This is a genomic window from Kitasatospora sp. NPDC001683 (assembly GCF_053596495.1).
Map to the genome: position 1 here is coordinate 47,859 of NZ_JBSFGK010000018.1, position 25,861 is coordinate 73,719.

Sequence of the window (25,861 nt, forward strand, 5' to 3'; positions counted from 1 at the left end):
AGAGATCTCTGCGTGGCGCAACTTATTTCCGGTCGGCCGGTTACCCTGGCCCCATGACGCCCACCCGCGACGAGCTGATGGCCCGGCTCTGGCCGGTCTCACGCCGCTACCTGGCCTCCTACGTGCTGTTCAACCAGGCCGTCGCCGACCACCTCGGCATGCACCCGACCGACGTCCAGTGCCTCAACCTGCTCACCCTGGAGGACGGCCCGGTCACCACCGGCCGGATCGCCGAGCTGACCGGGCTCACCAGCGGCTCGGCGACCCGCCTGGTCGACCGGCTGGAGAAGGCCGGCCTGGTGGTCCGGCGGCGGGACGAGGCGGACCGCCGCCGGGTGCTGGTCGCCGTCCTCCCCGAGGCGCTGACCCGCTTCGGGGAGGTGTGGCGCAGCCTCGGCGCCGACTGGGCGGCCGTCTTCGCCGAGGACAGCGAGGACGAACTCGCCTTCCTGCTGAGGCACATGAACCGTACGGTCGAGCTCAGCCACCGGCAGATCGCCCGCCTCGCCGACCAGGACCGCTAGGTCTTCCGCAGGTCCGGCGCCGGCGCCCCGATCAGCAGCCGCCGCACCGCGTCCCAGGCCGCCCGCAGGGCGGCCGCGCAGGCCCGGGTGTCGGAGTCGAGCAGCCGCAGCCAGGCGCCGCTGTCCTGCGGCAGCACGCTGACCCCGTACAGCAGTCCGCTCCCCGCCAGCGCCTCGTGCAGCACGTCGGCGATCCGGGCCGCCGGGGCGAGCGGGCTGAGCACGTACAGGCTGGACATCACGTCGTGCCCGCCGAGCACGGCCGGGCCGGCCACGCCGCCCCCGGCAGGCTCCAGCCGTACCGTGTCCAGGGCCACCAACTCTCCTGACGGGCGCCGCACTTCGAGGTCGGAGGCGAACACCTGGTAGGCGTTGCGCTCGCCCCGGGCGAGGCGGCCGGCCAGCACGGTCTCGCCGGCCAGCACCGTCGCCCCGGCGTCGACGGTCAGGACGGTGCGCTGGTAGAAGCGCGAGTCGACGAAGGGGATCACCGGCTCGGGCAGGTACTCCACGTAGGCGCCCGGCCCGGCCGCCAGGTTGACCAGTTGGGTCGCGTAGTCGTGCTCCATCCGGTAGACCTTGGTGGCCGCCTGGGTGGTCAGGTGGACGGCCGTGTCGGCGCCGCAGCGGATGTCGGTGCGCAGCCGGTCGGCCTGGAGGATGCCGCCCCCGGTGGACATCAGCAGGGTGACGGCGAGGTCGGGGCGGGCCGGGTCGAAGTGGAGCGGGCGCATGATCTGCAGCGGCGACTTCTGGTAGTGGCCGGTGAGTTCGGTGCGCCCGCCGATCCGCTCGAAGGCCAGTTCCAGCAGCCCGACCTTGCCGGGGCGCCCGACCGCGAGGGTGTCGGGCGTCCCGGCGTGCCGGCGGACCTCGTACGGGACGCGGGCCGGCTCGTAGTGCCGGGGGTCGAGCCGGGGCGGGGCGGCCACCGGTGCAGCCGTCACGCCGCGACCAGCCGTCACGCCGCGACCTTCCGGAAGGTCTCCAGGAAGGCTGCGATGGACTCCAGCCCTTCCCCGGTCAGGCAGTTGGTGAGCACCACCGGCCCGCCCTCGCGCACCCGGCGGGCGTCGGACTCCATGATGCCGAGGTCGGCGCGGACGTACTGGGCGATGTCGATCTTGTTGATGACCAGCAGCTCCGACTCGGTGATGCCCGGGCCGCGCTTGCGGGGCATCTTCTCGCCCTCGGCGGTGTCCAGGACGAACAGGAAGAGGTCGACCAGCACCGGGCTGAAGGTCAGCGTGAGGTTGTCGCCGCCGGACTCGTACAGCAGGGTGTCGACGTCGGGGAAGCGCTCCAGCATCTCGGCCCCGGCGGCGAGGTTCATGGTCGGGTCGTCCCGTACGGCGGTGTGCGGGCAGGCACCGGTCTCGACGCCGACCACCCGCTCGGGGTCGAGCACCCCGGCGAGGGTGCGGCGGACGTGCTGGGCGTCCTCCTGGGTGTAGATGTCGTTGGTGATGACCGCCGGGCGGTGGCCGCGCGCGATCAGCACCGGCACCAGCGCCTCGATCAGCGCCGTCTTGCCGGAGCCGACCGGTCCGCCGATGCCCACCCGGAGCACGTTGTCGGTCATGGGATTTCCTTCGGTCGTAGGGGTGTTCAGCTCGCGAACAGCCGGGCCTCGGCCCGCTCGTGCCGCCCGGACATCGCGTCCGCGATCGGTACGCAGCCGCCGAGGTCGGCCGGCTCCCGCACCAGCGCGGCCGCCACCACCTCCCGGATCACCGGGGCGGCGGCCCGCAGCACCACCTGCGCCCTGCGGTGGTCGGTCAGCCGCAGCCGCAGCGCGGCGCCGACGAAGCTGGCGCAGAAGGCGAACAGGTCGCTGGCGACGGCCTGTTCGACCGGTACGGCGGCCGAGGCGTAGGCGACCCCGGCGGCCACCGCCTGGCAGCCGGGGGCGCGCTTGGCGGCGACCAGTTCCGCGTACCGCTCGAGCGGCTCGCCGCCCACCGACTCCCGGGCGATGTCCAGGAGTTGGCGTCCGGTGCGGGTGGCGGCGAGCCTCAGCTCGCGGTTGAGCTTGGTGGCGTGCAGTCGCTGGTCGAGCTCGACCAGCAGTTCCCAGTCGCCTTCCGAGGCGGCCCGGTGGGCCAGCGCCAGCGCCGTCGCGTCGGACGGTCCGACGCCGTGCCGCAGCAGGTCGGCGAGCAGCTCGGGCACGGTGTCGGGGGTGACGGCCTTCGCCTGGGCGTAGCCCTCCAGGCCGTGCGAGAGGGTGTAGAAGCCGCTGGGGAAGGCGGAGTCGGTCAGCTGGAGGCTGACCAGCAGGGCGTCCAGCCCGTCTCCCGGGAGGCTGCTCACGCGAGGTAGAACAGGTGGTTGAGCGGCAGTTCGCGGGCCGGCTCGATGGTGGCGGGCTCGCCGTCCAGGGTGACCTTGTAGGTCTCCGGGTCGACCGCGATCTTCGGCAGGGCGTCGTTGCGCAGCATGTGCTGCTTGCCGACCGAGCGGCAGTGCCGCACCGGCAACACCCGGCTGTCCAGGCCGAGTTGCGCCGGCACGCCGAGGTCGACGGCGGCCTGGGACATGAAGCTGATCCGGGTGGCCTGCTTGGCCCGGCCGAACGCGCCGTACATCGGGCGGTAGTAGACCGGCTGCGGGGTGGGCAGCGAGGCGTTCGGGTCACCCATCAGGGCCCAGTTGATGACGCCGCCCTTGATCACCATCTTGGGCTTGGCGCCGAAGGAGTTGATCGGCCAGAGCACGATGTCGGCCAGCTTGCCGGGCTCCAGCGAGCCGATGTGCTCGGCGGTGCCGGAGGCGATCGCCGGGTTGATGGTGAGCTTGGCGAGGTAGCGCAGCACCCGGAAGTTGTCGTTGCGCTCGGTGTCGCCGGCCAGCTTGCCGCGCTGCTCCTTGCAGTGGTGGGCGGTCTGGAAGGCGCGGGTGAAGGACTCCCCGATCCGGCCCATGGCCTGGGAGTCGGAGGAGAAGATCGAGATGACGCCCTCGTCGTGCAGCACGGTCTCGGCGGCGATGGTCTCGGCGCGCACCCGGGAGTCGGCGAAGGAGACGTCCTCGGGGATGTCGTGGCTGAGGTGGTGGCAGACCATCACCATGTCCAGCAGCTCGTCGACCGAGTTGACGGTGTAGGGCAGGGTCGGGTTGGTGGAGGACGGCAGCACGTTGGGCTCGCCGGCGATCCGCATGATGTCGGGGGCGTGGCCGCCGCCCGCGCCCTCGGTGTGGAAGGTGTGGATGGTGCGGCCGTCGATCGCGGACAGGGTGTCCTCGAAGAAGCCGGACTCGTTCAGGGTGTCGGTGTGGATGGCCACCTGCACGTCGTACTCGTCGGCGACGCTCAGCGCGCTGTCGATGGCCGCCGGGGTGCTGCCCCAGTCCTCGTGCACCTTGAGCCCGCACACGCCCGCCTCGACCTGCTCCCGCAGCGCGCCCGGCAGCGAGCCGTTGCCCTTGCCGAGCAGGCCGACGTTGACCGGGAGGTCCTCGACCGCCTGGTACATCCGGCCGATGTTCCACGGGCCGGGCGTACAGGTGGTGCCGTTGGTGCCGTCGGACGGGCCGGTGCCGCCGCCGATCAGGGTGGTGATGCCGTTGCTCAGCGCTTCCTGCGCCTGCTGCGGGGCGATGAAGTGGATGTGGGTGTCGATGCCGCCGGCGGTGGCGATCAGGTGCTCGCCGGAGATCACCTCGGTGCCGGGGCCGATCACCAGCTTGGGGTGCACCCCGCTCTGGGTGTGCGGGTTGCCGGCCTTGCCGACGGCGGCGATGAAGCCGTCCTTGACGCCGATGTCACCCTTGACGACGCCGAGCACCGGGTCCAGCACGACGACGTTGGTGATGACCAGGTCGAGCGCGCCCTGGCCGGCGGTGGCGGCCGGGTCCTGGGCCATGCCGTCGCGGATGCCCTTGCCGCCGCCGTAGACGGCCTCGTCGCCGTAGTGGCCCTGGTTGAAGTCCTGCTCGACCTCGACCACGAGGTTGGTGTCGGCGAGGTGGAAGCGGTCACCGACGGTGGGGCCGAAGAGGTCGGTGTACTGCTTGCGGGACAGGATGGCCATCAGCGGTCGCCTTCGTTCCGGTGGTGTGTGCGGTACTGCCCCGCGCTGGGTTCGTCGTCCTTGTGGTCGAGGTTGGCGCCCTTGAAACCGAGGGCGATCGCCCGGTCGATGGCGCGGGCGCGGGTGTCGCGCGCGGTGATGCCGCCGTCCACGAGGTTGCTGAAGCCGACCAGGCGGCGGTGCCCGCCGAACTCGGCGAGCGTGACGTCCTTGGTGTCGCCGGGCTCGAAGCGGACGGCGGTGCCGGCCGGGATGTCGAGGTGCTTGCCGAAGGCGGCGTTGCGGTCGAAGTCGAGGGCCCGGTTGGCCTCGAAGAAGTGGTAGTGGGAACCGACCTGGATCGCCCGGTCGCCCGTGTTGCTGACCGTGATGGTGGCCTTGGCTCGGCCGGCGTTGATCTCCACCGGGTCGTCGCCGTACAGGTACGCGGCGCCACCAGACATGGCTGGCCTTCCTCTCTGCCGGTTCAGTGGGGGGTGTGGGTGTGGGGGTGGTTGCTGCTGTGGCTGTGATGGTGGTTTTCGCCCGGGCCGTGGCTGTGGGCGTAGCCGTGGCCGTGCTCGGCGTCCAGACCGGCCCGGATGCCGTCCTCGCCATGGCCGAGCAGGTGCAGCGCGGCCGCCGTGCGGGCGGCGATCACGCCGCCGATCGCGGACGGCCGCAGCAGCGGGCCGCCGTCCCGTACGCCCTCGAGCGGGCCGGCGGGCAGAGCCGGGCCGAAGGAGGCCGGGACGGCCGTGATCCTCTCCGCGCCGAGCAGGCGGCAGCGTTCGGCGCCCTCGGCCGGGCTCGGGTCGCCGCCCGCGAGGGCCACCTCGACCAGTCGGTGCCGCCCGTACTGGCGGACCAGGCGGGCGATCCGGAACAGTTCGGCGTCCTCGAAGGGGCCGGCCGCCGGGGCGGTGACGAGGACGGCGTCCCCGTTGCCGGCCGAGGCCGCGGCGGCGCGCAGCCAGCCGATCAGGTGCTCGGCGGCGCCGAAGGGCGCGGTGAGCGCGAGCCGTCCGCGGCCCTCGCCGGTGGCGAGCCAGCGCAGGGCGCGGGCGGTGTCGGCGACCAGTTTCGGGTCCCGTCCGAGGGTCATCGGGACGACGCACACCGGTGCGTCGCCGGCCGCCAGGGCCGAGCGGACGGCTTCGGCGAGCGGCCTCCCGGCGGTCGCCGCGGCGAGCACCACTGGCGCGTGTCCCGCCGGCTCGCCTTGGACCAGGGCGGCCAGGTCGCGGCCGCCGCCGCTCTCGTGCCCGCCGGCCAGGACGACCACCGCAGGCTGAGGTGCGGTCATCGCTCAGGCACCCACCGGGTCGTGGCAGGAGACCAGCTTGGTGCCGTCCAGGAACGCGGCCTCGACCTGGAGCAGCGGCAGCATCTCGCGCACGCCGGGCATGACGTCGGCGTTGCTGACGACCTGCTTGCCGATCTCCATGCACTCGGCGACGGTGCGGCCGTCCCGGGCGCCCTCCATGATGGCCTCGCTGATCAGCGCGCAGGCCTCGCTGTAGTTGAGCTTGACGCCGCGGTCACGGCGTTTGCGGGCCAGATCGGCGACGACGTAGATGTAGAGCTTGTCCATCTCACGCGGGGAGAGATTCACGGGAACCACTCCTCCTTTCCGAGAAACCGACGAATTGCAAGTCCGATGAAATGCCGGGCAGTTGGGTGGCGGAATGCCGGGTTCAGGCGCTCGCGGGATCAGACCCGGCGCAGCCGGGGAATCACCGGTACCGCCGCCAGGAACAGCATGGTGGTCAGCACGAACGGCCATGTGAAGGCGTGGCCGCCGAACGGCGCGGTGATCGCGCCGAGCCCCGCGGTCAGCACCGCCGCGACGGCGGCGCCCAGCGCCGCGACCACGACCGTGACGGGGCGGCCCGGGCCGAGGAACACCGCCCAGCCGAGCGCCACCAGGCACCCGTTGTACCCGACCAGACCGGCCTCGACGGTTTCCCGCCGCAGCCCGAGGCCGTACCCGACGGCGGTGGAGACGGTGCTGCCGAGCAGGCTGCAGAGGCCGTACTGCCAGCCGGCGGCGAACAGTGCGGCGACGAAGAAGAGCCCGCACACGGCGGACGGCATGAAATCGACCTGGGCGACACCGCGCAGGACTTCGGCGACCAACTTGACGGATATCGGACGGGTGGCCCCGAAGGCCCCTTCCCCACCCTTTTGTTGACCCATGCAGCGCACCAATTCCCGGTACGTTCGGCGATTCGTTGGGAACCGTACTCCTGCGGATTGCCGACCGAAACGGGAACTGACGGTTATGCCAAATCCACGTAGCGTGACCACCGCCCCTCTGAGCTGCAACATTCTGTTGAATCAAGCTTCCGGACAGGCGCTTGAGGAGGGCAATTCTTTGCGAAGTTTTACTCACCGCTGACAGATGCCGGAATACGAGCACGCCGGCCAATATGTGACAAATTCCCGTCACCACGACAATGTGGACCCCCGAAGCCGTGAGAACACCGTGAAGCGCGGGAGGCGTGTGACGGAAACGTGCTGACTCCGGGGCGCAGCCGCGCCGGAGTCCGTCAGCGGGCTCCACAGGGCAGATGACACCCGAGGAACCGCTCTGCGGACTCCACCTCGAACTCGGGCACCGCCAGGTGGCCCCCGGGGTTGGCGTGCAGCGTCTTCTCCCGCGAACCCAGCGCGCCGTACAGCGCCAACGCCGCCTCGCGCGGCTGGAGTTCGTCGTCCCACTGGAGGACGAACCGCACCGGCACGCTCAGCCGCCCGGCCGACTCCACCAGCGAGGCGTGGCCCGCCAGCCCGAACACGGCGGCCCGGATCCGCGGTTCGACCGCCGCGAGCGGGATGCCGATCACCGTCCCGAGCGACAGCCCCCAGTACCCGACCGGCCCGAGGCCCTCGCCGTCCAGAGCCTCCAGCGCGTCCAGCACCGCCCGCCACTCCGGCACGGCCCGCTCCGCGAGCGCCGCCGTGTGCCGCGCCACCCACGCGCTGATCGGCCGCCCGGCCGCCAGCAACTCCCCGACCTCGGTGGCGAACCGCTCGTCCTGCGCGGTGCGCTCCCGCTCGCCGTGCCCGGGCGCGTCGATCGCCACCGCCGCCCACCCGTACCGCGCCGCGCACCGCCGGGCCCGGTCCCGCGGCCCCAGCTTGTGCTGCCCGCCACCGTGCGCCAGCAGCACCAACGGCCGTGCGCCGAGGGCGGATCCGGCCGGGTGCCAGAGCACGCCGGGCACACCGTCATGGACGAAGCGGCGTTCCGAGACGCCGTCCGAGCTGGTCTCCGAAGTGAAGTGCACCCACCCATGATGGCGCCCGACACACGTTCGAGTCCGCTCTTTCCACCGCCTGGCCGGCAGTCGCCGGGGCGCGGCGCCGGCCTGTGGTTCGTGCCCGACTCCCGTAGCACAACGCCCCTTGAGACGATCATCCGCATGACCACCCCGCTCCTGCGCATCGACCGGATCCTCGGCGACCGCCCCTTCGCCGAGGTCGGCGAACCCGCCCTCGCCGTCGCCGACCAGCCCTGCGGCCTGCTGGCCGTGGCCGGATCCTGCGAACACCGGGTCGTCTCGCCGGTCGGCGTCTACGGCACCGACGACTTGACCTGCTGGGCCCTGCTCCACTCCCGGTACCCGGTGCACACGATGGCCTTCCACCCCGGGCTCCCGCTCCTGGCCGTCGGCACCGGAAGCTACGACGGCGGGTACCACTTCCAGGGCGAGTTGCTGCTGCTGGACCTGGAGACGGGCGCCGCCGACTCGCTCCTCGAGCACTGGGCCGGCCGGGAGGTGCTGGACCTGGAGTGGCTCGACGAACAGGCGCTGCGGGTGCTGATGTCACCACCGGACGACTGGCAGGACTACGAGGCGCACGTCAGCGGGCACGTCGCGGTGGTGCGCCGGCCCGACTGGCGGGCCGTGCCGCCCGGGTCGATCACCGCGGAGGAGCTCGCCGGCCCCCGGGTGCCCGCTCCGCGCCCCGACCGCCGGGAGGACGCCCGCCAGGCGCTGTCCGGGCTGAGCGCCGACTGGGATCCGCGGCACAGCGTCCGCGCGGTCGAGGAACTGCCGGACGGCAGGATCCTCGCCGCGCTCGACCCGGTCGTGCTGGAGTCCTGGCTGCCCTCGGGGGAACGGCAGTGGGCCGTGCCGGACGAGTGGGGCGGCCGCGACCTGGTGGTGGCCGGGGACGGGCGGTCGGCGTGGGCGGCCGGTCCGGTGCCGTGGGGGTGGGACGCGCCCGCGCAGACCGTGGTCCGGCTCTCGCTCACGGACGGCGCGGAACTCGGCCGGATCGAGCCCTCCGGTCCGGTGTCGCTGGTGCGGTGCCGGGACGGCCGGCCGGCGCTCGTCCCCGCTGGCGGCAACGGCGGGCGCAGCCGCCTGCACGTGCGACGCGGCAGCCGGGCCTACGTCCGGACGAGCGGCCGCACGGAGTGGCTCGCCACGGCCGGCCTGCCGAACCCTCGCCGCAACGGCCCGCCCGGCGAGGACCCGCACCAGCCCAGCCGGACGGCGTTCCGCCGGCAGTACCGCTACGCCTTCACGCCCGGCGAGACCCACTTCGCCGGCCCCGGCGTCGAACTCCCGGACGGCGGCCTGGTCCACGCCGGCACCGTGTACGACGGCCGCGGCCTGCAACCGGGCGGCTCGTTCGTGGTGCGGCGCGAGGCGGTCGGCGGCGCACCGCTCTGGGTCTTCCGGACCGACCGGAAGGCGACCGCGCTCGACGCCGACGAGCGCTTCGCGTACGTCGGCTACGAGGACGGCGAACTCGTCGCCCTCGACCTGCGGGACGGCACCGCCGTACGCCACCACCTCACGATCGGCGCGGTCACGGCCGTACCGACCGCCCTCACCATCGCCGGACCTGGACGGCTGCTCGTGGGCACGGGCGACGGCCGGATCCTGGACTGCTCGCTCGCCCAGGGAGCGCGCTGACGGCCAACTCGCCCATCATCGAATGGACTTCGGCGGGCTACTGCTCCCGAGCAGCGGCGGCTCGAGCCGCCCGGATTCCGGCGAACCGCCTACGACGGCGGAGCAGGAAGTCGGCCCCGCCGACTTCCTGCTCCGGGCCGCGCCCGCCCCTACCGCTCCGCCGACGACTCCCGCAGGAAGTCCGTCAGGAGCGCGGTCACCTCCTCCGGCCGTTCCAGGTTCGGAAGGTGGCCGGCCCAGGGCAGTTCGAGGTGCCGGGCGTTCGGGAGGAGGGCCGGGAGTTCGGCGGCGATCCGGCGGAAGTCGGGGAGGTCGTGGGCGCCGGAGACGGCCAGGGTGGGAGCGGTGATCCGGGCGAGGTCGACGTCCTCCTTGTCCGGGCCGCCCGTCGCCTCCAGCTGCACCTCGAAGTTGTGGCGCTGCATCCGGCGGACGAGCTCGCGGGTCTCCTCGTCGGCCTCCGGGCCCAGCCAGGTGCGGACGTTGAGTTCGACGGCGGCCTCGACCTCGCCCGCCTCGAGCAGTTCGTCCTCCTGCGCGCCGAAGGCGAGCAGGGTCTCGGTGGGTTCGTGGCCCGGCCGACCGGCGCCGAGCAGGGCGAGGGCCGTGACCGCCTCCGGCCGCAGGGCCGCCGCGGTGAGGGCGATCCGGCCGCCGTAGGAGGCGCCGATCAGGGCGGTGCTCCGGATGCCCAGGTGGTCGAGCAGGGCGAGCACGTCGGCCGCGGCGCCGTAGGGGCCGTCGGCGAGCGGGGTGTCGCCGTAGCCGCGGAAGTCGCAGCGGACGACGCGGTGCCCGGCGTCGAGGAGGGCCTGCCACTGCGGGTCCCACATCCGCCGGTCGCACACCGAGGAGTGCAGCAGCAGAACGGCCGGCCCGGTACCTGCATCGTCGTGAGAGAGGATCATTCGGCGGATGGTAGCCAGCGGGACCGCTCGGACGCGAGCCACTTAAGAGCGGGAATCCGATGGCGCGACCCGTCGCACCCCGGAGGGCATCGCGGCGTATCTCCGGCTTTGCCGTGAACAGTGGGAGACGGCCGCTCCAGGGGGCGATTCCTGACGTACTGACTCCACCTGTGGTGTGACGCGTGACTGGCAGTGGTGTGCTTCCGTGAAGGGGTGACGGTTCAGAGGACGCGGGCGCCGTGGGCGGTCCGGTGTGGATGGGGCGGGCTCGGACTGTTCCTGCTCGCCTGGGCGGTGTTCGAGGCGGTGAAGCACACGGGCCTGACGATCCCGCTCGCAGCGGCCGGCTTCCTCGTTCCGGTTGCCGCAACGCTCCTACCCAACAGCGGGCTTGCCCCCCGACTGCTCCTGCGGGTCTGGCTGCCGCTGGCCGTCCTGGCCGTCTGCACCGCCGTCCCCGGCCCGGCCGACGACACCGCCGCACCCTTCACCTTCGGCCTGGCCTGGCTGGCCCACCTCGCCCTGCGGCGCGCGACAGGGAGACGGGCGCGGGGAGCCGGTGGCGCCGACTTCCCGCTCCCGCTCAGCCGATCCGCTTCTCGAACCAGTGGTGGGCGTACAACTCGTCGTTGAAGGCGGGGACTTCGTGGAAGCCGGCGGAGTGGTAGAGGCCGATCGCGGCGGTGAGGGCCTTGTTGGTGTCGAGGCGCAGGACGGTGCGGCCGTGGTCCGCGGCCCTCGCTTCGAGTTCGGCGAGGAAGCGGCGGCCGAGGCCGAGGCCGCGGGCTCGGGGGGCGACCCACATGCGTTTGATCTCGGCGGGGGCGTCGGGCGGGAGTTTGAGGCCGGCACAGCCGACGGGTTCGCCGTGCAGGCGGGCGACCAGCAGGAGGCCGCGGGGTGGGCGGAGTTCACCGGCGTCGGGCAGGAGGCTGTGGGCGGGGTCGAAGCCGGTGTCGAAGCGTTCCTGGAGTTCGGCGTAGTAGGAGCGCAGGCAGTGCCGGGCGTCGGGGTGGTCCGGGTCGACGGTGTCGAGGGTGACGGTCGCGGCGGTGAGCAGCCGCTCGACCTCGGCCATGGCGGCGGTGAGCCGGGACCGTTGGGCGGTGTTGAGCGGTTCGAGGAGGGAGGCGGCGAGTTCGTCGCTGCGGGTGTCGAGTGCGGCGCGTTCGGTGCGGCCGGTGGCGGTGAGCCGGACGCTGCGGACCCGCCGGTCCTGGGGGTGGGGTTCGACGGTGACCAGGCCGGCGGTCTCCAGGGAGCGCAGCAGCCGGCTGACGTATCCGGAGTCGAGTCCGAGGCGTTCGCGCAACTGCCGTACGTCCTGGCCCTGTTCACCGATCTCCCAGAGCAGCCGGGCTTCGCCGACGGGCCGGTCCTGGCCGAGGTAGTGGTCGTGGAGCACGCCCACGCGTTGGGTGACGGTGCGGTTGAATCGCCGCACCTGCTGAATCTGCGCCGCATCCATTCTCTGACCTTAGTCAGGGAATTGCTGCGGCGCCAGGGGACGTCTCCTCTCAGCCCAGCAGCAGCTTCGCCGCGACCTCCGCGCCGTCGGTGCGGACCTCGCCCGCGACGACCGCCGCACGCGCGCCGACCTCCGGCGTCAGGGCCTGCCCGAGGGCGGCGGACAGCGACTCGACCGTCGGGACGGCCCCCTCGTGGGCGACTCCGATGCCCAGCTCGGCGACCCGCCCGGCCCAGTACGGCTGGTCCACGATCTGCGGCACCACCACCTGCGGGGCGCCCGCCAGCGCGGCCGCGGTGGTGGTGCCCGCACCGCCGTGGTGGACGACGGCGGCGACCCGGGGGAACAGCGCCTGCTGGTTGACCTCGCCGACGGCGAAGCAGTCCGCCCCGCCGTCGGTCGGCGCCAGTTCGGCCCAGCCCCGGGCGAGCACGACGCGCCGCCCGTGCGCCCGGACCGCCTCGACGGCGACCCGGGCGGCGCCCGGCGCGCCGCGCATCGGCATGCTGCCGAAGCCCACGTACACCGGGGGCTCGCCCGCGTCCAGGAACGCCGACAGGTCGGCGGGCAGCGGGCGTTCGTCCGCCAGCAGCCAGGCGCCGGTCTGCACGACCTCGCGGTCGGTGGACTGCCGCCAGGGGTCGAGCACCTGGTCCGTGGCCAGCCAGGCGCGGTCGGTGAAGACGTGGTCGCGCACGTTGTCCACGGTCGGCAGGCCGACCGACGCCCGGTGGGCGTTGACCTGCTCGCGGAACAGCGCGTTCATGGTCCGGATGTTGTCCTCCCAGAGCTCCCGGTTGTCGGTCAGCCCAGCCCGGTACGGCTGGCTCGGGTACTCGAACGGCCGGTGCTGCGGGGAGGGCAGCATGGTCGGCTGGAGGGCGACGCACGCGAAGCGCGCGCCCACCGACTCCGCTGCCGCCTGCGCCCCGGCCACGGCCGGGAAGATCCCGGTGGCCAGCACGATGCCGCCCGGCTCGGCCACCGCCGCGACCGCCTCGTGGAACTGCGCGACCAGCGCGGCCACCCGGCGGGGGAAGTCCTCCGGTGCCGGCGGCGTCCCGCTCACCAGGCCCCGCACCGAGCCCCCCACAGGCACCAGCTCGACGCCGACGGCGGCCAGCCGCTGCGCGAACTCCTCGTCCGGCGGCGCGCACACCCGCACCTGCGCGCCGAGTTTCCGCAGCTCCACCGCGAGACCCGCCAGCGGCTGGACGTCGCCGCGCGACCCGTACGTGGACAGCACCACTCGCATGTCGTCATTCCTCCCGTTCACCCAGGGACCGCCCTGGAGTTGGAGATTCTGCGACATGACCGGGGCCTTGCGGCAAGGCCCCCCGTGCGCTATAAGTTGAGAGTGGCGGAAAGCGCGTGCGGTCATCCGCGCAGGACGGCCACTACCTCCCCGACCAACTCCCGTGCCCGGTCCACCGTCGCGGTCAGCACCTCGGGGGTCTGCCCCGCAGCACCCAGCAGTCGACCCACCCGTGCCCCGAAGTCCGCTGGCACGCCGGGGAATTGTTCGGCGACGGCCAGCGCTCCCTTCTCGTTGAGGCACCAGCGGCGATCGCGCGCGTACAGCGCCTGCACCAACACGCCCATCGCCCGGGAGAGGCAGAGCGAGACGTACAGGGTGTCGCCCCGGGCCGCGCCCTTCGCCGCGACCCCGACCAGGAACTCCGCCTCCCACGCCCCACCCGTCAGGGCGTCGCGGAGCGGCTCCGGGTACCGGACGGTCTGCGCCTGGAGGGCGGCCAACTCCCCTGCAGGGTCGGCGAGTACGCGCCCGAGCGCGACCTCGCCGGGGTAGCACGGCGACCAGAACCCCAGCGGGTGACCGGCCTGCACCCCGACCTCGTACCGACCGGCCCGGCAGTCCGCCCACACCCGCTCGACCCGGTCGAGGTCCCGCAGGATCCAGTCCACGGCGACTCCGTCGACGCGCAGCCACGCCCCGCCGTTCACCCACGGCCCCCAGCCGCCCGGCCCGGCCACCTCCACCTCCGGCCCGGCCAGCGCCCGCAGCGCGGCGAGATCGGGCTCGCCGCGGTAGTAGACGCCGAGGTCCCAGTCCGACTCCGGCCGGTGCTCCCCGCGCGCCCGGCTCCCGCCGAGCATCACCCCCACCACGCCCGGTACGTCGGCGAGTCGGGCCGCCATCTCCTCGATGTGTTCGTCGATCCCTTGCATGACGGGCAGTCTGACGGCTGGACGGGCCGCCGGGCCAGCGGATTCGCGCGGCGCGAGAATTCGGAGCGGGAAGTCGGCGCGGCCGACTTCCCGCTCCAGCGGCGTTCCCGGGAGCGCTCGGCCAGGCCTCGTCCGGTACGGGGACACCGAGTTCGGCCATCGCCTCCCGGAACAGCTCCTCCAGCTCGGCGGTCGGCTCACCCCGGCCCCGCCCCGCGAGGTTGCACAGGGCGGGCGAAACCTCGCCGACCGCCAGCAGTTTCGGCGGCGGCCATCGGCAGGTCCTCGGGGAGCAGCTGACCGGCGGCGTACTGCCAGGCCAGGGTGAACACGGCGTCCATGGCGCCATCATGGGCCCACCCCGGCCGCCCCCTGTCCGGGAATTCCGGCCGTCAGCGCCGGCCGCCCGAGCGCCGCAGCCACTCCTTCCCCTCGGGATCCTTCGGGTCGATGGACAACAGCAGCTCTCCCAGGGACCGTTGGGCCGCCGGGTCGCCCGCCCGGGCGCCGATCAGCAGCAGGTCGATCGCCCGCTGCGGCTCTCCGGCGTCCAGGCGTTCCTGGGCCTGTGCGTGCAGACCGACCGTGGCCCGGGAGAGCAGACTCCACATCTCCTCGGTCGTCTGGTCACCGCCCGTACGCGCCGCCTTCTGCTGGAGGACGGCCAGCAGGTTGTACTGCGCCTGCCAGTCGCCCGCCTCGGCCGACGGGCGCAGTACCGCCTCCGCGCCGTCCAAGTCGCCCGCGGCGCTGAGGGCGGCGCCGAGCACCGGGGTGAGCAGTTCCTCCCCCTCCGCGACCGCCCGGCGCAGCAGCGGCACCGCGGCCGCCGGTTGGCCTTCGGTGTACAGCCAGATCCCGGCGAGCTTGGCACCCCCGGCGCGCCCGTTGCGACCGGCCTGCTCCAGCAGTTCCACGGCCCGCGGGGTGTCGCCGCGGTCGTGCACTCGCAGCGCCAACTCCCATGCGGCGTCGGCGATCCCGCCGTTCGCGGCGATCTCCAGCATGCGCTCGGCCTGCTCGCCCTCGCCGAGGTCCAGCAGCACCCTCGCCGCCCGGTGCGCGGCCTCGGCGTCGCCCTGCTCGGCCTTGGCGACGTCCCGGGCGACGTCCTCCCGGGTGGCCCGGACCTTGGCCATGTCGATGCCGAGGTAGTCGATCGCCTTCTGGTGGCCCGCCTCCGCGGCGCGCAGCATCCAGCGGGCGCCCTCCTCGCTGTTCTGGTCCTGACTCAGCAGGATGGCACCGAGGTTGAAGGTGGCCGAGAGGTGTCCACCGCGGGCGGCGCGGCGCAGGTAGTCGAGGCCCGTCTCGGTCTGCCCCAGTTTGAGCAGTCGGTCGGCGAGCCAGGCGGCCGAGTCCACGTCACCGGCGACGGCGGCCCGCTGGTGCCACAGCATGGCCTCCTCCAGCTTGCCCTGGTACTCGAGCATCCGCCCCAGGTCGGCCATCGCCTCGACGTCCCCGGCCTCGGCCCGGACCCGGAGGTCCTTGACCATCCGCTTGATCTCCTGCGGCGAGGCCTCGATGTGCAGGCGCATCCCGCCGCCGATGTCGAGCCCGGCCGGCGATGACTGCTTCTTCTTCCGCCCGAATATGCCCATGTGCCACTCCTGTTGACGTACCACGCACCCGAAGTACCTACCATCGGCCCTGCTGCTGGATCCATCAACTGCCAATCGGGCTCCGGTGGATCGAATCCACGGCTCCGCCCCGCAGCCCGGCCCGTCGAGGCCGGACCACGAGGTCGCGGACGTCCGGAGCCCCTACTTGATCCCGCTGAGGATCTGCTCGAGCACGGCCCGGTCCGGTGCGGTCGGGTCCTCGGAGGAAGTGCCGCCCGCAGCGGGGACCGGGTACCACCCGGGAGGCATCGAGTTGCTCACCGCCGTACGGCACCCGCCGGGGTCCTGCCGGGCGCCTCCGCCTCTCCTTCCGCCCGGCCCGCGCCTCCGGTTCCTCCCGCTCCTCCGGTACCTCCGGTACCTGCTCCTGCTCCTGCTCCCGCTCCCGCTCCTGCTCCCGCTTCCGCGACCAGACGGCACGCCAATTCCTCGGCCAGGCGCGCGACCTGGCCACGCCGGCGGCGGGCGAGGGCCAGTCCCAGGTGGCGGCGCGGGCTGGGGCCGGCCAGCGGCAGGGCGACCAGCTCCGGGTCCCGGGCCAGGCCGATCTCGGGGATCAGCGCGATGCCGATCCCGGCATGGACCAGCGACTGGGCGAAGTCGTAGTCCGTCGCCGTGCAGCAGATCCGCAGGTCGACGCCGGCCAGGTCGGCGTACCGGGCGAGCTGGCCGGCGGACTTGTGGCAGCCCAGGATCCAGCGCTGGTCGGCGAGTTCGACCAGGTGTGGCGCCTCGGGCCGGTCCCGGTAGCGGGCGGCGGCGGGGTGGAGGCGCGGCAGCACGACCCGCAGCGGGTCCTCGCCGAGCTTCGTCCAGTCCAGCCCGGACCGGTCGCCGGGGCGGGCGGGCGGCGGGCCCTCGAAGTGGTAGGCGAGGGCGAGGTCGGCCCGTCCCTCGCGGACGGCGGGCAGACTCTCCTCCGGTTCCGCCTCCAGGATGGTCAGCTCCACCCCCGGATGGTCGGCGGCGAAGCCGGCGAGCGCCGCGGGCAGCAGTCGTCGTCCGCCGCTGGCGAAGGTGGCGACGGTCAGGGCGGTCCGCTCGGCGGTCAGCCGGGCGATGCGCTGCTGGGTGTCGGTGAGTTCGGCGGCGATCGCGTCGGCGGCCTCCACCAGCAGCCGACCCGCGTCGGTGAGCGTGACCCCTCGGGTGGAGCGCTCCACGACGGGCGCGCCGAGGCCGCGTTCCAGCGCGGCGACCTGCTGGGAGACGGCCGAGGGGGTGCAGTGCAGCGCCAGGGCCGCCTGGTTGAAGCTGCCACGGCGGGAAACCTCCCGCAGCACGGCCAGTCGCTGGACGTCGATCAACAGTTCTCCTAATGACGATCCCGTCAGCTCGACACTACTGCTGATCGCCGATCCACGGCAGTCTGGCCCCCGTCGAAAGCGATGAGAAGGGATCGAGGGCATGGACGTGTGCGTGATCGGCGGGAGCCGCTACTTCGGCAGGCGGCTGGTCGAGGAACTCCGGGACGCGGGCGGGACGGTGACCGTCGTCAACCGCGGCTCGTCCCCCGCCCCGCACGGCGTGACCCACCTGCGCGCCGACCGCGACGACGAGGCCGCCCTGCGCACCGTGCTCGCCGACCGGCGCTTCGACGCCGTCATCGACCAGGTCTGCTACACGCCCGTCCAGGCCGCGATCGCCGCCCGGGTGTTCGCCGACCGCACCCCGCGCTACGTGCTCACCTCCACCGTCGAGGTCTACGCCCACCTCGGCCGGCCCGGCGGTCCGCCCCTCACGGAGGCGGCGCTCGACCTGTCGGCGGAGCCGGTGGACCTGCGACTCCCCTGGAGTGACCAGCAGTTCGTCGCGGACCACTACGCCGAGGGCAAGCGCCAGGCGGAGGCACTGCTCACCCGGCAGGCGTCCTTCGACGTCGCCACCGTCCGGACGGCGCACGTCCTCGGCGGCGCCGACTTCACCGGACGGCTGGCCCACTACGTCGAGCGGATCGGACGCGGCCTGCCGGTCGCCGTCCATGCCGCACCACAGCGCGCGTCCTTCGTCCACGAGGCGGAGATCGCCCACTTCCTGTCCTGGGCCGCGACGGCGGACTTCACCGGGCCGATCAACGCGGCCAGCCAAGGAACCCTGGACGCAAAGGAGTTGTGCGCGGCCGTGGGCCGGGTGACCGGCACCTCGCCCCGGCTGGTCGTCGGAGACGACGGGCAGCAGCCCTCGCCGTTCTCCTTCGACCGCTGCTACGCGATGGACACCGGCCGGTCGGGCCGTCTCGGCTTCCGCTTCTCCGCCGTCACCGACTGGCTGCCCCAGGCCATCAAGGAGGCCCACGCATGACCCCCGACCAGGCCACTCGGGCAACTGCCGCCACCCGCACGATCGGTGGCCGCACCGTCAGCGCCATCGGCCTCGGCGCTATGCCGCTGTCCGTCGAGGGCAGGCCCGACGAGGAACAGGCGATCGCCACCGTCCACGCCGCCCTCGACGCGGGCGTGACGCTGATCGACACCGCCGACTCCTACCACTGGCACGCGGACGAAGTCGGCCACAACGAGCGCCTGATCGCCCGCGCGTTGGCCGCTCACGGCGGCGCGGACGGCGTCCTGGTGGCGACCAAGGGCGGCCGGGGCCGCCCCGGCGACGGCAGCTGGACGGTCTGCGGCGACCCGCGCCACCTGCGCCGCGCCGCCCAGGCCTCGGCCACCCGGCTCGGCGTCGAGGCGATCGACCTCTACCAGCTGCACAAGCCCGACCCGGCCGTCCCGTTCGCCGAATCCGTCGGCGCGCTGCGCGACCTGGCCGACGCGGGCACAATCCGGATGGTCGGACTGTCCAACGTCGACGGCGAGCAGATCCGCGCCGCACGGGAGATCCTCGGCGAGCGCCTGGTCGCCGTGCAGAACCGTTTCTCCCCCGCCCACACCGCCACCCGCGACACCCTCGACCTGTGCACCGAACTCGGCCTCGCCTTCCTTCCCTGGAGCCCCCTCGGCGGCATCTCCCGCAGCGCCGTCGACGCCCCGGACAGCGACACCCCCTCGACGGACACCCCCTTCCACGCCCTGGCCCGCACCCGAGGCGTCAGCCCGCAACAGATCTGCCTCGCCTGGCACCTGGCCCAGTCCCCGGCCGCCCTCCCGATCCCCGGCGCCCGCCGACCCACCTCCATCCGCGACTCGGCAGCGGCAGCCGAGCTCACGCTGTCGACGGAGGAACTGGCCGAACTACACCTGTAGTACCGGCCGCGACGAACACTCAACACCCCGACCCACAGCAGGTGCACCTCGCCCGGCACCTGGCGCAGTCCGCGGTCACCCTCCCGATCCCCGGCACCCCGGGCGGCCCGCCTCCGCAACTGGCGACAGCAGCCGGGCTCGCGCTCTCGCCGGAGGAGCCGGCGGGACTACAGCTGCAGTAACTACAGGTGTCGTGGAGCCTCAGGGGCGTGGGGGAATCCCTGTCGGCAGGATGTCGGCCGTCCGGCAGGATCGGCAGTGATCCGTGAGCGACATGCAGGCGGTCGCTGGAACCGTGGGCGTCGAGCTGCCCCGCAGGCAGCCGCAGCCGTCGTCACCAGCAAGAGAGTTCCGTCGCCGTGTCGTCCGCCCCCTCCATCACGCCCTGGAATGTCCACCGGCCGCCGCGCGCCGATGGCCGCGTCTTCCTCGTCACCGGCGGCAACGCCGGGATCGGGTACTTCGTCGCGGAGCAGCTGGCGGCCACCGGAGCGACCGTCGTGCTCGGCAGCCGGAACCCCGCGAAGGCCGGGGAGGCCATGGCTTCGATCCGTGCGCGTGTCACCGGCGCGCGGGTGCGGGCCATCCGGCTGGACCTCGCCGACCTCTCCTCGCTGACAACGGTCGCCGACTCACTGGGGGTGGAACGCCTCGACGCGGTGGTCCACAACGCCGGTGTCGCGCTCGATGACCCGCCGCGTCAGGAGACCGTGGACGGTCACGAGCTCATGTTCGGCACGAACCACCTCGGGCACTTCGCGCTGACCCGATGGCTGATGCCGCTGTTGTCGGCCGCTCCGGCGGCCCGCGTCGTGACCATGGGCAGTTTCGCGGCGAAGTCCGAGCGCCTCGATCTGGACGACCTGCAGTCCCGGAAGGACTACCGGCCCAAGCGCACCTATGGGCGCTCCAAGCTGGCACAGATGTCCTTCGGCCTCGAACTCGACCGCCGCCTCCGCGCGGCCGGCAGCCCGGTGGCGAGCGTGGTGGTCCACCCCGGCGGCGCGCTGGACGCCCTCACCCCTTCACGGCCGCCGATCCACGTGCGGACGACCGCCGCGCGGCTGAGCGCGGCACCTGCGGCCCTTCTCATCCAGGGCAAGCACGCCGGCGCATGGCCCGCCGTACGGGCGGTACTCGACCCGGCCGTGCGCGGCGGCCAGCTGTGGGGCCCGCGTGCCTTCGGACTGCGCGGCGAGCCCCGACGTGAAGCGATGTGGAACCACCTCGCAGACACGACCCTCGCGGCAGGCTTGTGGGACGCCAGCCGCGACCTGACCGGCGTCGACCCCGGCGCCCTCCTCGGATAGTCCGGGCACCGCAGAACGCCGCGCCACCACAACCGGCCCCTGCCCGCCGCCACGGGCTCAGGCGTGGGAAGTCGGCCAGACCGCCCGCCGAGCCACCTCGGTGGTCAGTTGTCCGCGAGCGCCAGCTTGATGCCGAAGCCGACCAGCACCGTGCCGGTGATCGCGTCGATGGCCCGCTGCACCGAGGCACGGTTCAGCCATCGGCGGACCAGCTGGGTGCCGAATATCAGCGCGCTGAACCAGATCAGGCCCTCCAGGTCGTGCACGGCCGCCAGGACGACCCCCATCAGCAGGTGCGGGGCGCCGGCAGGGATGAACTGGGGCAGCATCGCCATGTAGAAGACGCCGTTCTTCGGGTTCAGCAGGCTGGTGCCCAGCCCGCGGGCCCAGGACCGCGCCCACGTCGTCTCCGTGTTCGCGGTTGCGGCCGCGCCGTCCGCATCCCCCGCGGTGGGCCGGCCGCGCTCCTTCAACGTCCGGCGGACCATGCCGATCCCCAGCCACGCCAGGTACCCGGCACCGGCCACGCGCAGCGCGTCGTACAGCAGATGGGAGGCCGTGAGCACCGCCGTGGCGCCGACCGCGGCGGCCACCCCCCACACGAGCACTCCGCAGAGGATCCCCAACGCCGTCGCGAACGCCCGCCGCCTGCCGAGGGTGATGGCGGAGCGCAGCACCAGGGCGGTGTCCAGCCCCGGCATGATGGTCAGCATGCCGGCGACGACGGCGAAAGAGGCGATGGCGGAGGAAACGGTCATGCGGCCATCCTGAAGCCAGGGCCGCGATCACGTCCAACGCGGCCTGCTTCAATGCACATCAGCAGAGCTGATGCCGCCGGTCAGCTTCTGATGAACGTCGCGGCCTGGGAGTCGGCCGAGGCGCTCGCCACGGCGTTCGGCCAGACGGAGTTCCAGCGCATGATGGCCGAGTCCCCCGACGACGTCGTGTCGTATCCGCACATCTTCGAGCAGATCGAGGCATGACACGGCGGCCGCCCGGCCGGGGGATGCTGCTCGACCATGTGGATCATCTCGATCTCCATGGTCTGAGCCCGAGTCCTGGCCGGCGTCGCCGCGACCGTTTCGACCACCGCGTGCGGCCGCCCTCACGCCACAGCGCGTACGCGAAGAGGACTCCGAAAACGGCGAACCCCGTTGACCAGATCCACTCCAGGACACCCGCCCCGAGCAGCGCGCCGTGCACCAGCCAGGAGATCGGGAGGGCCAGCCAGAGCCATGCGAAGTTGGGGAACGCGAACAGATGCGCCGGCCGCCCGCTCACCACGGCCCACACCGCCACCCCCAGGACCAGCCAGGCAGCCCGCAGCCGCCACATCGTGGAATCGTCGGACGGGGGCTCATACGTGCTGGTGTGCCCCCGCACCGTCAGGCTCACCACCGCGTCGCGCCAGGTGCCCAGCTCCGCGAGATCACCGCGCTGCACGTCGTCGTAAGTGTCCGAGCTGACGACGCGCACCTCCGTGCGATCGCCGTAGCGCAGCCGCAGCCGGTAGTAGGTCGTGCAGGAACTGGAGGTGTTGGAGTCCGAGGTGCACGACTGGCCGGTCTCCTTGTCGATGACCGTCCCCGTCACCTTCGCGACGCAGTTGTCTTCCGGCCCGCTCGCACAGGCGGACGCGTACCGGAACGCGACGACATCGTCGTACGCCTCGGCCACCCACAGCGAACATCCGACGAGTCCTGCCACCGCCGCGGCAAGGATCAACGCCCTCAGCCACGGCCGCAGTTGCTCATGCCATGCGCCCATCGTACCGATCCCCCAGTCCCTCCCAGTGGGACGCGTCACCCATCGTCGTCCACAGGGGAAGTGCCTCCCGGGCCCCGGGGGCAAACCCGGGCAGACCGCCGCCTTCGCCCCGCAGGCGCGCGGATGGACTCGACGCGCCGACGCGAGTGGGACACGGCGAGCGTCACTGCCTCCGAGTAGGTTGCGGACGGTGAAGTGCCGCTGACGAGCGTTGAGTCCCGGATGACGGAGGTAGTGCACGGTGGCAACGTACGTACTGATCCACGGCGCGGCGGCCGACGCGTGGTACTGGGGCCCGCTGGCCGCCGAGTTGCGTTCCCGGGCCCATGAGGTGGTCGCGCCGGACCTGCCGTGCGACGACGAGTCGGCCGGGCTCGCGGAGTACGCGGACGCGGTGGTCGAGGCGATCGGCGACCGGACCGAACTCGTGGTCGTCGCCCACTCGTTCGGTGGATTCACCGGACCACTGGTGTGCGACCGGGTGCCGGTGGACCTGCTGGTGATGCTCCAGGCCCAGGTGCCGGCCCCGGGTGAGACACCGGGTGAGTGGTGGGACAACACGGGGTACGGGCCGACGCGGCAGGAGGCCGACCGACGCAGGGGCGTTCCCGAGGGGACGGAGGAGGATCCTCGCTCCTTCTACCTGCACGACACCCCGGAGCCGCTCGCGACCGAACTGCTGGCGAACCATCAGCGCGGGCAAGCCGGAACCCCGTTCGGTACGGCATGGCCGCTGCCAGCCTGGCCGAAGGTGCCGACCAGGGCCCTGCTGTCGTCCGGCGACCGGTTCTTCCCTGCGGAGTTCATGCGGCGGGTGATCACCGAGCGGCTCGGCTTCGAACCGGACGAGATGCCCGGCGACCACATGCCGATGCTCGGCCACCCGAAGGAACTGGCCGAGCGGTTGGAGGCGTACCGCACCGCGCTGTAGGTGCGGCGGGCGGTGAGTGCGAGGAGTGGGAAGTCGGCCTGGCCGACTTCCCACTCCTCGGCGTTTCAGGGGGGTGGCGGTGCTTGAGCTCGAAGTGGGAAGCGGGCGTTCCCCCGAGGTCTGAGCCGGAAAGCTCATCGCCACGTTCTGCACTACCGAGACCATGAGGTTCGCCGGATGGACAATCCCGTCGGCGGGGGGGGTGACGGACCTACTGGTCAGGGCAGTGGTTCCTGGCGGCCAGCAATTGCAGCTCCTGGAACTGCCGCCTGTCGGTGGGCTTCGGCTCGCACAGCACCCGGGCGACCTCGGTCACGCCGACGTCGCGCAGTAGCCCCGCCAGGTGGTCGGGCGACCAGCGGTAGGCCGTCACCACCGTGTGGTCGAAGGACTGCGCCGGGACCGCGGGGTCGTCGGTGGCGTAGCAGCTGATCAGCAACTGGCCTCCGGGGGCCAGGACCCGGGCGAACTCCCCGACCACTGCCGGGAGTTCCTGCGGCGGGGTGTGGATGATCGAGAACCGCGAAAGCACCCCGCCCAGCACGCCGTCCTCGATGTCGAGCGCGGCCATCGAACCCACCTCGAACCGCAGATCCGGGTTGGCCTCCCGGGCCAGCCGGATCATCGCAGGCGACGCGTCGACGCCGAAGGCCTCCAGCCCCAACCCCCGTAGATGAGCGGTGACATACCCCGGCCCGCACCCCAGGTCCGCGACCTCGCCCTCGCCGCCCGCGCGCACCGACTCGGCGAACGCCGCGAGCAGGGCCCGCTCCAGCGGCCGGTCGCGCAGGGAGTCGGTGAACTGCTGGGCGTAGCGCTCGGCGACGGCGTCGTAGGCCTCGCGGGTCGCGGGGAGGGAGTCCAGTTCCATCATCCGGGGACTGTAGCGGACACCCCTCACGACACGGTGGACCCATCCGGTCACGGCACTACTCAGGAACCTGGGCCAGCGCGCCTCCAGCGCGCCTCCGGCGCGCCCACGGCGCGGACCCAGACCGGGAACGGCGGGAGCACCGGCTCCTCCCAAGCCGGCTCCTCCCAAGCCGGCTCCTCCAGCGACACGTCCGACAGCCGGACGACCCCGGGCTCGGCGTCGGCCAGGAAGCCGGCCACGATCGGGCGGAGGTCCTCGACCGGCCGGTACGCTCCGCCGAACGGCAGCTCGTCGGGGCCGACCGAGGCGGTGGAGCACCTCAACTGCCCGGCCTGCTCGTCGTGCCAGACGTAGAAGGTCGCCGTCCCCGGGTAGGCCAGGTCGCGGACCTGTTCCCGCAGCCGCGCGGCCGTCCGCTCGAAGGCGGCGACCACCTCGTCGACCGTGAGCGCCCGCCGGTCCTCGGCCTCGGCGGCGAGCCACCAGGTGTTGGTCCGCCACTCCATCGGCCGGTCGGCCGGTTCCAGTGCCAGCGGCTCGTCCGCCAGTTCGGCGATCCAGGTCAGCAGCATCCCGGCAGTATCCCCCAGACCCGACCGGAACAGCACGAGGGGCAGGACCACCAGATGGCCCTGCCCCTCGCCATGGAACGCGCCGCAGGCGTCAGTTCATGAAGACGACGTCCCAGTGGCTGCCCTCGTTGGCGTAGATGTTGCCGGAGGAGGAGGTCCACAGGTCGGCGCCGTCGCCGCGGGTGCCGCTGTGGGTGAAGGTGCCGTGGATGTAGTCGGTGAGGCAGCTCATCATGGCGAAGTCCATCTTGTAGCCGTTGCCGTGGCTGTAGGTGCCGCCGGCGTGGCCGGTCTCGGTGCCGCCGGTGATGTTCAGCGGGCAGCCCCCGACGGCGTGCTTGAGGTTGATGGCGCCGTCCACCGTGGCGCGGCGGATGCCGTCGAAGGAGGTGCAGCTGCTGTTGTTGCGGTCGGAGCAGTTGCCCGAGGAGGACCAGGTGATCCCGGCGGACGAGAGCATCGCGGCGGCCTGCGACTGGCTGAGGGTGTCGCTGCCGGAGCCACCGGTGCTGCCGCCACCGCCGAGCAGGGCGCCCCAGGTCGCCGGGCCGACGATGCCGTCGACCGGGTTCAGACCGGCGGACTGCTGGAAGTTGCGCACCTTGGCGTCGGTGCCGGGGCCGAAGGCACCGTCCACGGACAGCCCGGCGCCGTGGGCGTTCAGCTGGACCTGGAGCGCCTTGACGGCGTCGCCGTTGTCGCCGTTGCGGACGGTGACGATCAGCTTGGACCAGGTGTCGGGGCCGACGATGCCGTCGACCGGGTTCAGGCCGGCGGACTGCTGGAAGTTGCGCACCTTGCCCTCGGTACCGGGACCGAAGGCGCCGTCCACGGACAGCCCGGCGCCGTGGGCGTTCAGCAGGTACTGGACGGTGGTCACGTTGGTGCCGCTGTCACCGTTGTGGACGGTGGGCCAGCTCGCCGCCTGGGCGGCGGGGGCGACGAGCACTGCCGCGAGCAGCGCGGCGAACATCGCGGCGACGAGGGCCGGGATGCGCTTCATGACGGTTCCTCACTGGGACTGAGTACGGGCGGGGGGGGAAGGAAGGGGAAGGGCCCGGGCCGTCAGGAGGGCATGTTCTCCCAGCACGTGTTGCCCCAGTCGTGCTCGTTGTGGACGATGATCTCCATCAGCGCGGAGCCGGTGTTGTGGCCGACGATGCCGTCGACGTCGAGCGACCAGCCCCACTTGGCGTTGTTCGTCCGCTGGAACTGCATCACGGCGTCCTTGGTGTGCTGGCCGAAGATGCCGTCGACCTTGAGGCCGGCGTTCACGTTCGAGTCGTTCAGCGCCATCTGGACGCACTTGACGCCGACTCCGGTGTCGCCCATGGAGATGTCGCCGGCCGTCGAGTTGGCGCTGGCCGTACCGCTCAGGGTGACGAGCGCCAGCCCGGCGGAGGCCATCACCACTGCGGCGCGCTTGATCATCGATGACTTGAGCATGGAGGTCTCCTGAGGTGAGATGCGCCGGCCGCGACCGGCTGCTGCCGTACCGACGTTAGGAGCCCTGCGAGTCGTCCCTCCAGCGTCCCCCGTCCC

Annotated in this window: 29 protein-coding genes; 7 read left to right on the top strand and 22 right to left on the bottom strand. The window is 72.6% G+C overall.

The window, feature by feature from the left end; genetic code table 11:
* Positions 1-53 precede the first annotated feature (53 nt).
* Entirely contained in the window at positions 54-524 is a 471-nt protein-coding gene (locus ACWCYO_RS12560) for a MarR family winged helix-turn-helix transcriptional regulator (RefSeq protein ID WP_270142470.1), read from the top strand.
* On the opposite strand, the gene ACWCYO_RS12565 is transcribed toward ACWCYO_RS12560, so the two are convergent.
* The 9 genes from ACWCYO_RS12565 to ACWCYO_RS12605 all read right to left on the bottom strand — a co-directional run bounded on the left by ACWCYO_RS12565 (position 521) and on the right by ACWCYO_RS12605 (position 7,830).
* On the bottom strand, positions 521-1,489 hold the full coding sequence (locus ACWCYO_RS12565; protein WP_449784226.1) for an urease accessory protein UreD: 969 nt from the start codon (positions 1,487-1,489) through the stop codon (positions 521-523). The two genes, ACWCYO_RS12560 and ACWCYO_RS12565, sit on opposite strands and share 4 nt — an antisense overlap.
* The gene (gene ureG, locus ACWCYO_RS12570) at positions 1,486-2,106 is read right to left on the bottom strand and encodes an urease accessory protein UreG (RefSeq protein ID WP_449784227.1); all 621 of its coding nucleotides are present in this window, start codon (positions 2,104-2,106) and stop codon (positions 1,486-1,488) included. Before ureG ends, ACWCYO_RS12565 begins: the two co-directional genes overlap by 4 nt.
* Positions 2,107-2,132: 26 nt before the next feature.
* The gene (locus ACWCYO_RS12575) at positions 2,133-2,837 is read right to left on the bottom strand and encodes an urease accessory protein UreF (RefSeq protein ID WP_270142473.1); all 705 of its coding nucleotides are present in this window, start codon (positions 2,835-2,837) and stop codon (positions 2,133-2,135) included.
* Entirely contained in the window at positions 2,834-4,558 is a 1,725-nt protein-coding gene (ureC, locus tag ACWCYO_RS12580) for an urease subunit alpha (protein WP_270142475.1), read from the bottom strand. The genes ACWCYO_RS12575 and ureC overlap by 4 nt, the downstream gene beginning before the upstream one ends.
* Positions 4,558-5,001 carry an urease subunit beta gene (locus ACWCYO_RS12585; RefSeq protein ID WP_449784228.1) on the bottom strand — a complete coding sequence of 148 codons (444 nt, stop codon included), beginning with the start codon at positions 4,999-5,001 and terminating at the stop codon, positions 4,558-4,560. The genes ureC and ACWCYO_RS12585 overlap by 1 nt, the downstream gene beginning before the upstream one ends.
* A 23-nt stretch (positions 5,002-5,024) precedes the next feature.
* Entirely contained in the window at positions 5,025-5,843 is an 819-nt protein-coding gene (locus tag ACWCYO_RS12590) for a sirohydrochlorin chelatase (protein WP_449784229.1), read from the bottom strand.
* 3 nt (positions 5,844-5,846) lie between these two features.
* Positions 5,847-6,152: an urease subunit gamma gene (locus ACWCYO_RS12595; protein WP_033349169.1), complete on the bottom strand. Its 306-nt coding sequence runs from the start codon at positions 6,150-6,152 to the stop codon at positions 5,847-5,849.
* Positions 6,153-6,250: 98 nt separating this feature from the next.
* Positions 6,251-6,676 (bottom strand): urea transporter, encoded by a 426-nt coding sequence (locus ACWCYO_RS12600; RefSeq protein WP_449784230.1) that lies wholly within the window; start codon positions 6,674-6,676, stop codon positions 6,251-6,253.
* A gap of 413 nt (positions 6,677-7,089) precedes the next feature.
* Positions 7,090-7,830 (bottom strand): dienelactone hydrolase family protein, encoded by a 741-nt coding sequence (locus ACWCYO_RS12605; RefSeq protein ID WP_270142483.1) that lies wholly within the window; start codon positions 7,828-7,830, stop codon positions 7,090-7,092.
* Between the two features lie 135 nt (positions 7,831-7,965).
* Here ACWCYO_RS12605 and ACWCYO_RS12610 point away from each other — a divergent pair, with 135 nt between their 5' ends.
* Positions 7,966-9,474 (top strand): PQQ-binding-like beta-propeller repeat protein, encoded by a 1,509-nt coding sequence (locus tag ACWCYO_RS12610; RefSeq protein WP_449784231.1) that lies wholly within the window; start codon positions 7,966-7,968, stop codon positions 9,472-9,474.
* Positions 9,475-9,623: 149 nt separating this feature from the next.
* Here the strand turns inward: ACWCYO_RS12610 and ACWCYO_RS12615 are convergent, their stop codons facing one another.
* The 7 genes from ACWCYO_RS12615 to ACWCYO_RS12645 all read right to left on the bottom strand — a co-directional run bounded on the left by ACWCYO_RS12615 (position 9,624) and on the right by ACWCYO_RS12645 (position 16,972).
* Positions 9,624-10,382 carry an alpha/beta fold hydrolase gene (locus ACWCYO_RS12615; RefSeq protein ID WP_449784232.1) on the bottom strand — a complete coding sequence of 253 codons (759 nt, stop codon included), beginning with the start codon at positions 10,380-10,382 and terminating at the stop codon, positions 9,624-9,626.
* Between the two features lie 583 nt (positions 10,383-10,965).
* Positions 10,966-11,850 carry a bifunctional helix-turn-helix transcriptional regulator/GNAT family N-acetyltransferase gene (locus ACWCYO_RS12620; RefSeq protein ID WP_449784233.1) on the bottom strand — a complete coding sequence of 295 codons (885 nt, stop codon included), beginning with the start codon at positions 11,848-11,850 and terminating at the stop codon, positions 10,966-10,968.
* Positions 11,851-11,899: 49 nt separating this feature from the next.
* Entirely contained in the window at positions 11,900-13,105 is a 1,206-nt protein-coding gene (locus ACWCYO_RS12625; RefSeq protein ID WP_449784234.1) for a glycosyltransferase, read from the bottom strand.
* 122 nt (positions 13,106-13,227) lie between these two features.
* On the bottom strand, positions 13,228-14,040 hold the full coding sequence (locus tag ACWCYO_RS12630) for a nucleotidyltransferase domain-containing protein (protein WP_270142491.1): 813 nt from the start codon (positions 14,038-14,040) through the stop codon (positions 13,228-13,230).
* Between the two features lie 197 nt (positions 14,041-14,237).
* A complete protein-coding gene (locus tag ACWCYO_RS12635) occupies positions 14,238-14,381 on the bottom strand; it encodes a hypothetical protein (protein WP_449784235.1) in 144 nt (47 codons plus the stop codon).
* A 51-nt stretch (positions 14,382-14,432) separates the two neighbouring features.
* Positions 14,433-15,644, bottom strand: a complete 1,212-nt coding sequence (locus ACWCYO_RS12640; protein ID WP_270142493.1) for a tetratricopeptide repeat protein — start codon at positions 15,642-15,644, stop codon at positions 14,433-14,435.
* A 278-nt stretch (positions 15,645-15,922) separates the two neighbouring features.
* Complete coding sequence (locus tag ACWCYO_RS12645) at positions 15,923-16,972, bottom strand: LysR family transcriptional regulator (protein WP_449784236.1); 1,050 nt, start codon at positions 16,970-16,972, stop codon at positions 15,923-15,925.
* A 100-nt stretch (positions 16,973-17,072) separates the two neighbouring features.
* Between ACWCYO_RS12645 and ACWCYO_RS12650 the strand changes: the two genes are divergently transcribed.
* The 3 genes from ACWCYO_RS12650 to ACWCYO_RS12660 all read left to right on the top strand — a co-directional run bounded on the left by ACWCYO_RS12650 (position 17,073) and on the right by ACWCYO_RS12660 (position 20,175).
* The gene (locus ACWCYO_RS12650) at positions 17,073-17,966 is read left to right on the top strand and encodes an NAD-dependent epimerase/dehydratase family protein (RefSeq protein ID WP_270142496.1); all 894 of its coding nucleotides are present in this window, start codon (positions 17,073-17,075) and stop codon (positions 17,964-17,966) included.
* Positions 17,963-18,865, top strand: a complete 903-nt coding sequence (locus ACWCYO_RS12655; protein WP_270142498.1) for an aldo/keto reductase — start codon at positions 17,963-17,965, stop codon at positions 18,863-18,865. Before ACWCYO_RS12650 ends, ACWCYO_RS12655 begins: the two co-directional genes overlap by 4 nt.
* 359 nt (positions 18,866-19,224) lie before the next feature.
* Positions 19,225-20,175 carry an SDR family NAD(P)-dependent oxidoreductase gene (locus tag ACWCYO_RS12660; RefSeq protein WP_449784237.1) on the top strand — a complete coding sequence of 317 codons (951 nt, stop codon included), beginning with the start codon at positions 19,225-19,227 and terminating at the stop codon, positions 20,173-20,175.
* Between the two features lie 104 nt (positions 20,176-20,279).
* Here ACWCYO_RS12660 and ACWCYO_RS12665 read toward each other — a convergent pair whose 3' ends face one another.
* Positions 20,280-20,933 carry a LysE family translocator gene (locus ACWCYO_RS12665; RefSeq protein WP_449784238.1) on the bottom strand — a complete coding sequence of 218 codons (654 nt, stop codon included), beginning with the start codon at positions 20,931-20,933 and terminating at the stop codon, positions 20,280-20,282.
* 51 nt (positions 20,934-20,984) lie between these two features.
* Between ACWCYO_RS12665 and ACWCYO_RS12670 the strand changes: the two genes are divergently transcribed.
* The gene (locus ACWCYO_RS12670; RefSeq protein ID WP_449784239.1) at positions 20,985-21,158 is read left to right on the top strand and encodes a hypothetical protein; all 174 of its coding nucleotides are present in this window, start codon (positions 20,985-20,987) and stop codon (positions 21,156-21,158) included.
* Between the two features lie 43 nt (positions 21,159-21,201).
* Here ACWCYO_RS12670 and ACWCYO_RS12675 read toward each other — a convergent pair whose 3' ends face one another.
* A complete protein-coding gene (locus tag ACWCYO_RS12675; protein WP_449784240.1) occupies positions 21,202-21,942 on the bottom strand; it encodes a hypothetical protein in 741 nt (246 codons plus the stop codon).
* Between the two features lie 241 nt (positions 21,943-22,183).
* Between ACWCYO_RS12675 and ACWCYO_RS12680 the strand changes: the two genes are divergently transcribed.
* Complete coding sequence (locus ACWCYO_RS12680; RefSeq protein WP_449784241.1) at positions 22,184-22,873, top strand: alpha/beta fold hydrolase; 690 nt, start codon at positions 22,184-22,186, stop codon at positions 22,871-22,873.
* Positions 22,874-23,084: 211 nt separating this feature from the next.
* Here the strand turns inward: ACWCYO_RS12680 and ACWCYO_RS12685 are convergent, their stop codons facing one another.
* The 4 genes from ACWCYO_RS12685 to ACWCYO_RS12700 all read right to left on the bottom strand — a co-directional run bounded on the left by ACWCYO_RS12685 (position 23,085) and on the right by ACWCYO_RS12700 (position 25,765).
* On the bottom strand, positions 23,085-23,747 hold the full coding sequence (locus tag ACWCYO_RS12685) for a class I SAM-dependent methyltransferase (RefSeq protein WP_449784242.1): 663 nt from the start codon (positions 23,745-23,747) through the stop codon (positions 23,085-23,087).
* 59 nt (positions 23,748-23,806) lie between these two features.
* Entirely contained in the window at positions 23,807-24,319 is a 513-nt protein-coding gene (locus ACWCYO_RS12690; RefSeq protein WP_449784243.1) for a hypothetical protein, read from the bottom strand.
* Positions 24,320-24,410: 91 nt separating this feature from the next.
* Positions 24,411-25,322, bottom strand: coding sequence for a peptidoglycan-binding domain-containing protein (locus ACWCYO_RS12695; RefSeq protein ID WP_270142507.1), 912 nt, complete (start codon positions 25,320-25,322; stop codon positions 24,411-24,413).
* Positions 25,323-25,384: 62 nt separating this feature from the next.
* Complete coding sequence (locus ACWCYO_RS12700; RefSeq protein WP_449784244.1) at positions 25,385-25,765, bottom strand: peptidoglycan-binding domain-containing protein; 381 nt, start codon at positions 25,763-25,765, stop codon at positions 25,385-25,387.
* Positions 25,766-25,861: the final 96 nt, after the last annotated feature.

Coding starts and splice junctions, on each gene's coding strand:
- ACWCYO_RS12610 (WP_449784231.1), top strand. CDS start 7,966: ATGACCACCCCGCTCCTGCGCATCGACCGGATCCTCGGCGACCGCCCC.
- ACWCYO_RS12685 (WP_449784242.1), bottom strand. CDS start 23,747: ATGATGGAACTGGACTCCCTCCCCGCGACCCGCGAGGCCTACGACGCC.
- ACWCYO_RS12700 (WP_449784244.1), bottom strand. CDS start 25,765: ATGCTCAAGTCATCGATGATCAAGCGCGCCGCAGTGGTGATGGCCTCC.
- ACWCYO_RS12650 (WP_270142496.1), top strand. CDS start 17,073: ATGGACGTGTGCGTGATCGGCGGGAGCCGCTACTTCGGCAGGCGGCTG.
- ACWCYO_RS12670 (WP_449784239.1), top strand. CDS start 20,985: ATGCACATCAGCAGAGCTGATGCCGCCGGTCAGCTTCTGATGAACGTC.
- ACWCYO_RS12665 (WP_449784238.1), bottom strand. CDS start 20,933: ATGACCGTTTCCTCCGCCATCGCCTCTTTCGCCGTCGTCGCCGGCATG.
- ACWCYO_RS12585 (WP_449784228.1), bottom strand. CDS start 5,001: ATGTCTGGTGGCGCCGCGTACCTGTACGGCGACGACCCGGTGGAGATC.
- ACWCYO_RS12630 (WP_270142491.1), bottom strand. CDS start 14,040: ATGCAAGGGATCGACGAACACATCGAGGAGATGGCGGCCCGACTCGCC.
- ACWCYO_RS12590 (WP_449784229.1), bottom strand. CDS start 5,843: ATGACCGCACCTCAGCCTGCGGTGGTCGTCCTGGCCGGCGGGCACGAG.
- ACWCYO_RS12675 (WP_449784240.1), bottom strand. CDS start 21,942: ATGGGCGCATGGCATGAGCAACTGCGGCCGTGGCTGAGGGCGTTGATC.
- ACWCYO_RS12695 (WP_270142507.1), bottom strand. CDS start 25,322: ATGAAGCGCATCCCGGCCCTCGTCGCCGCGATGTTCGCCGCGCTGCTC.
- ACWCYO_RS12690 (WP_449784243.1), bottom strand. CDS start 24,319: ATGCTGCTGACCTGGATCGCCGAACTGGCGGACGAGCCGCTGGCACTG.
- ACWCYO_RS12635 (WP_449784235.1), bottom strand. CDS start 14,381: ATGGACGCCGTGTTCACCCTGGCCTGGCAGTACGCCGCCGGTCAGCTG.
- ACWCYO_RS12615 (WP_449784232.1), bottom strand. CDS start 10,382: ATGATCCTCTCTCACGACGATGCAGGTACCGGGCCGGCCGTTCTGCTG.
- ureC (WP_270142475.1), bottom strand. CDS start 4,558: ATGGCCATCCTGTCCCGCAAGCAGTACACCGACCTCTTCGGCCCCACC.
- ACWCYO_RS12640 (WP_270142493.1), bottom strand. CDS start 15,644: ATGGGCATATTCGGGCGGAAGAAGAAGCAGTCATCGCCGGCCGGGCTC.
- ACWCYO_RS12655 (WP_270142498.1), top strand. CDS start 17,963: ATGACCCCCGACCAGGCCACTCGGGCAACTGCCGCCACCCGCACGATC.
- ACWCYO_RS12560 (WP_270142470.1), top strand. CDS start 54: ATGACGCCCACCCGCGACGAGCTGATGGCCCGGCTCTGGCCGGTCTCA.
- ureG (WP_449784227.1), bottom strand. CDS start 2,106: ATGACCGACAACGTGCTCCGGGTGGGCATCGGCGGACCGGTCGGCTCC.
- ACWCYO_RS12625 (WP_449784234.1), bottom strand. CDS start 13,105: ATGCGAGTGGTGCTGTCCACGTACGGGTCGCGCGGCGACGTCCAGCCG.
- ACWCYO_RS12620 (WP_449784233.1), bottom strand. CDS start 11,850: ATGGATGCGGCGCAGATTCAGCAGGTGCGGCGATTCAACCGCACCGTC.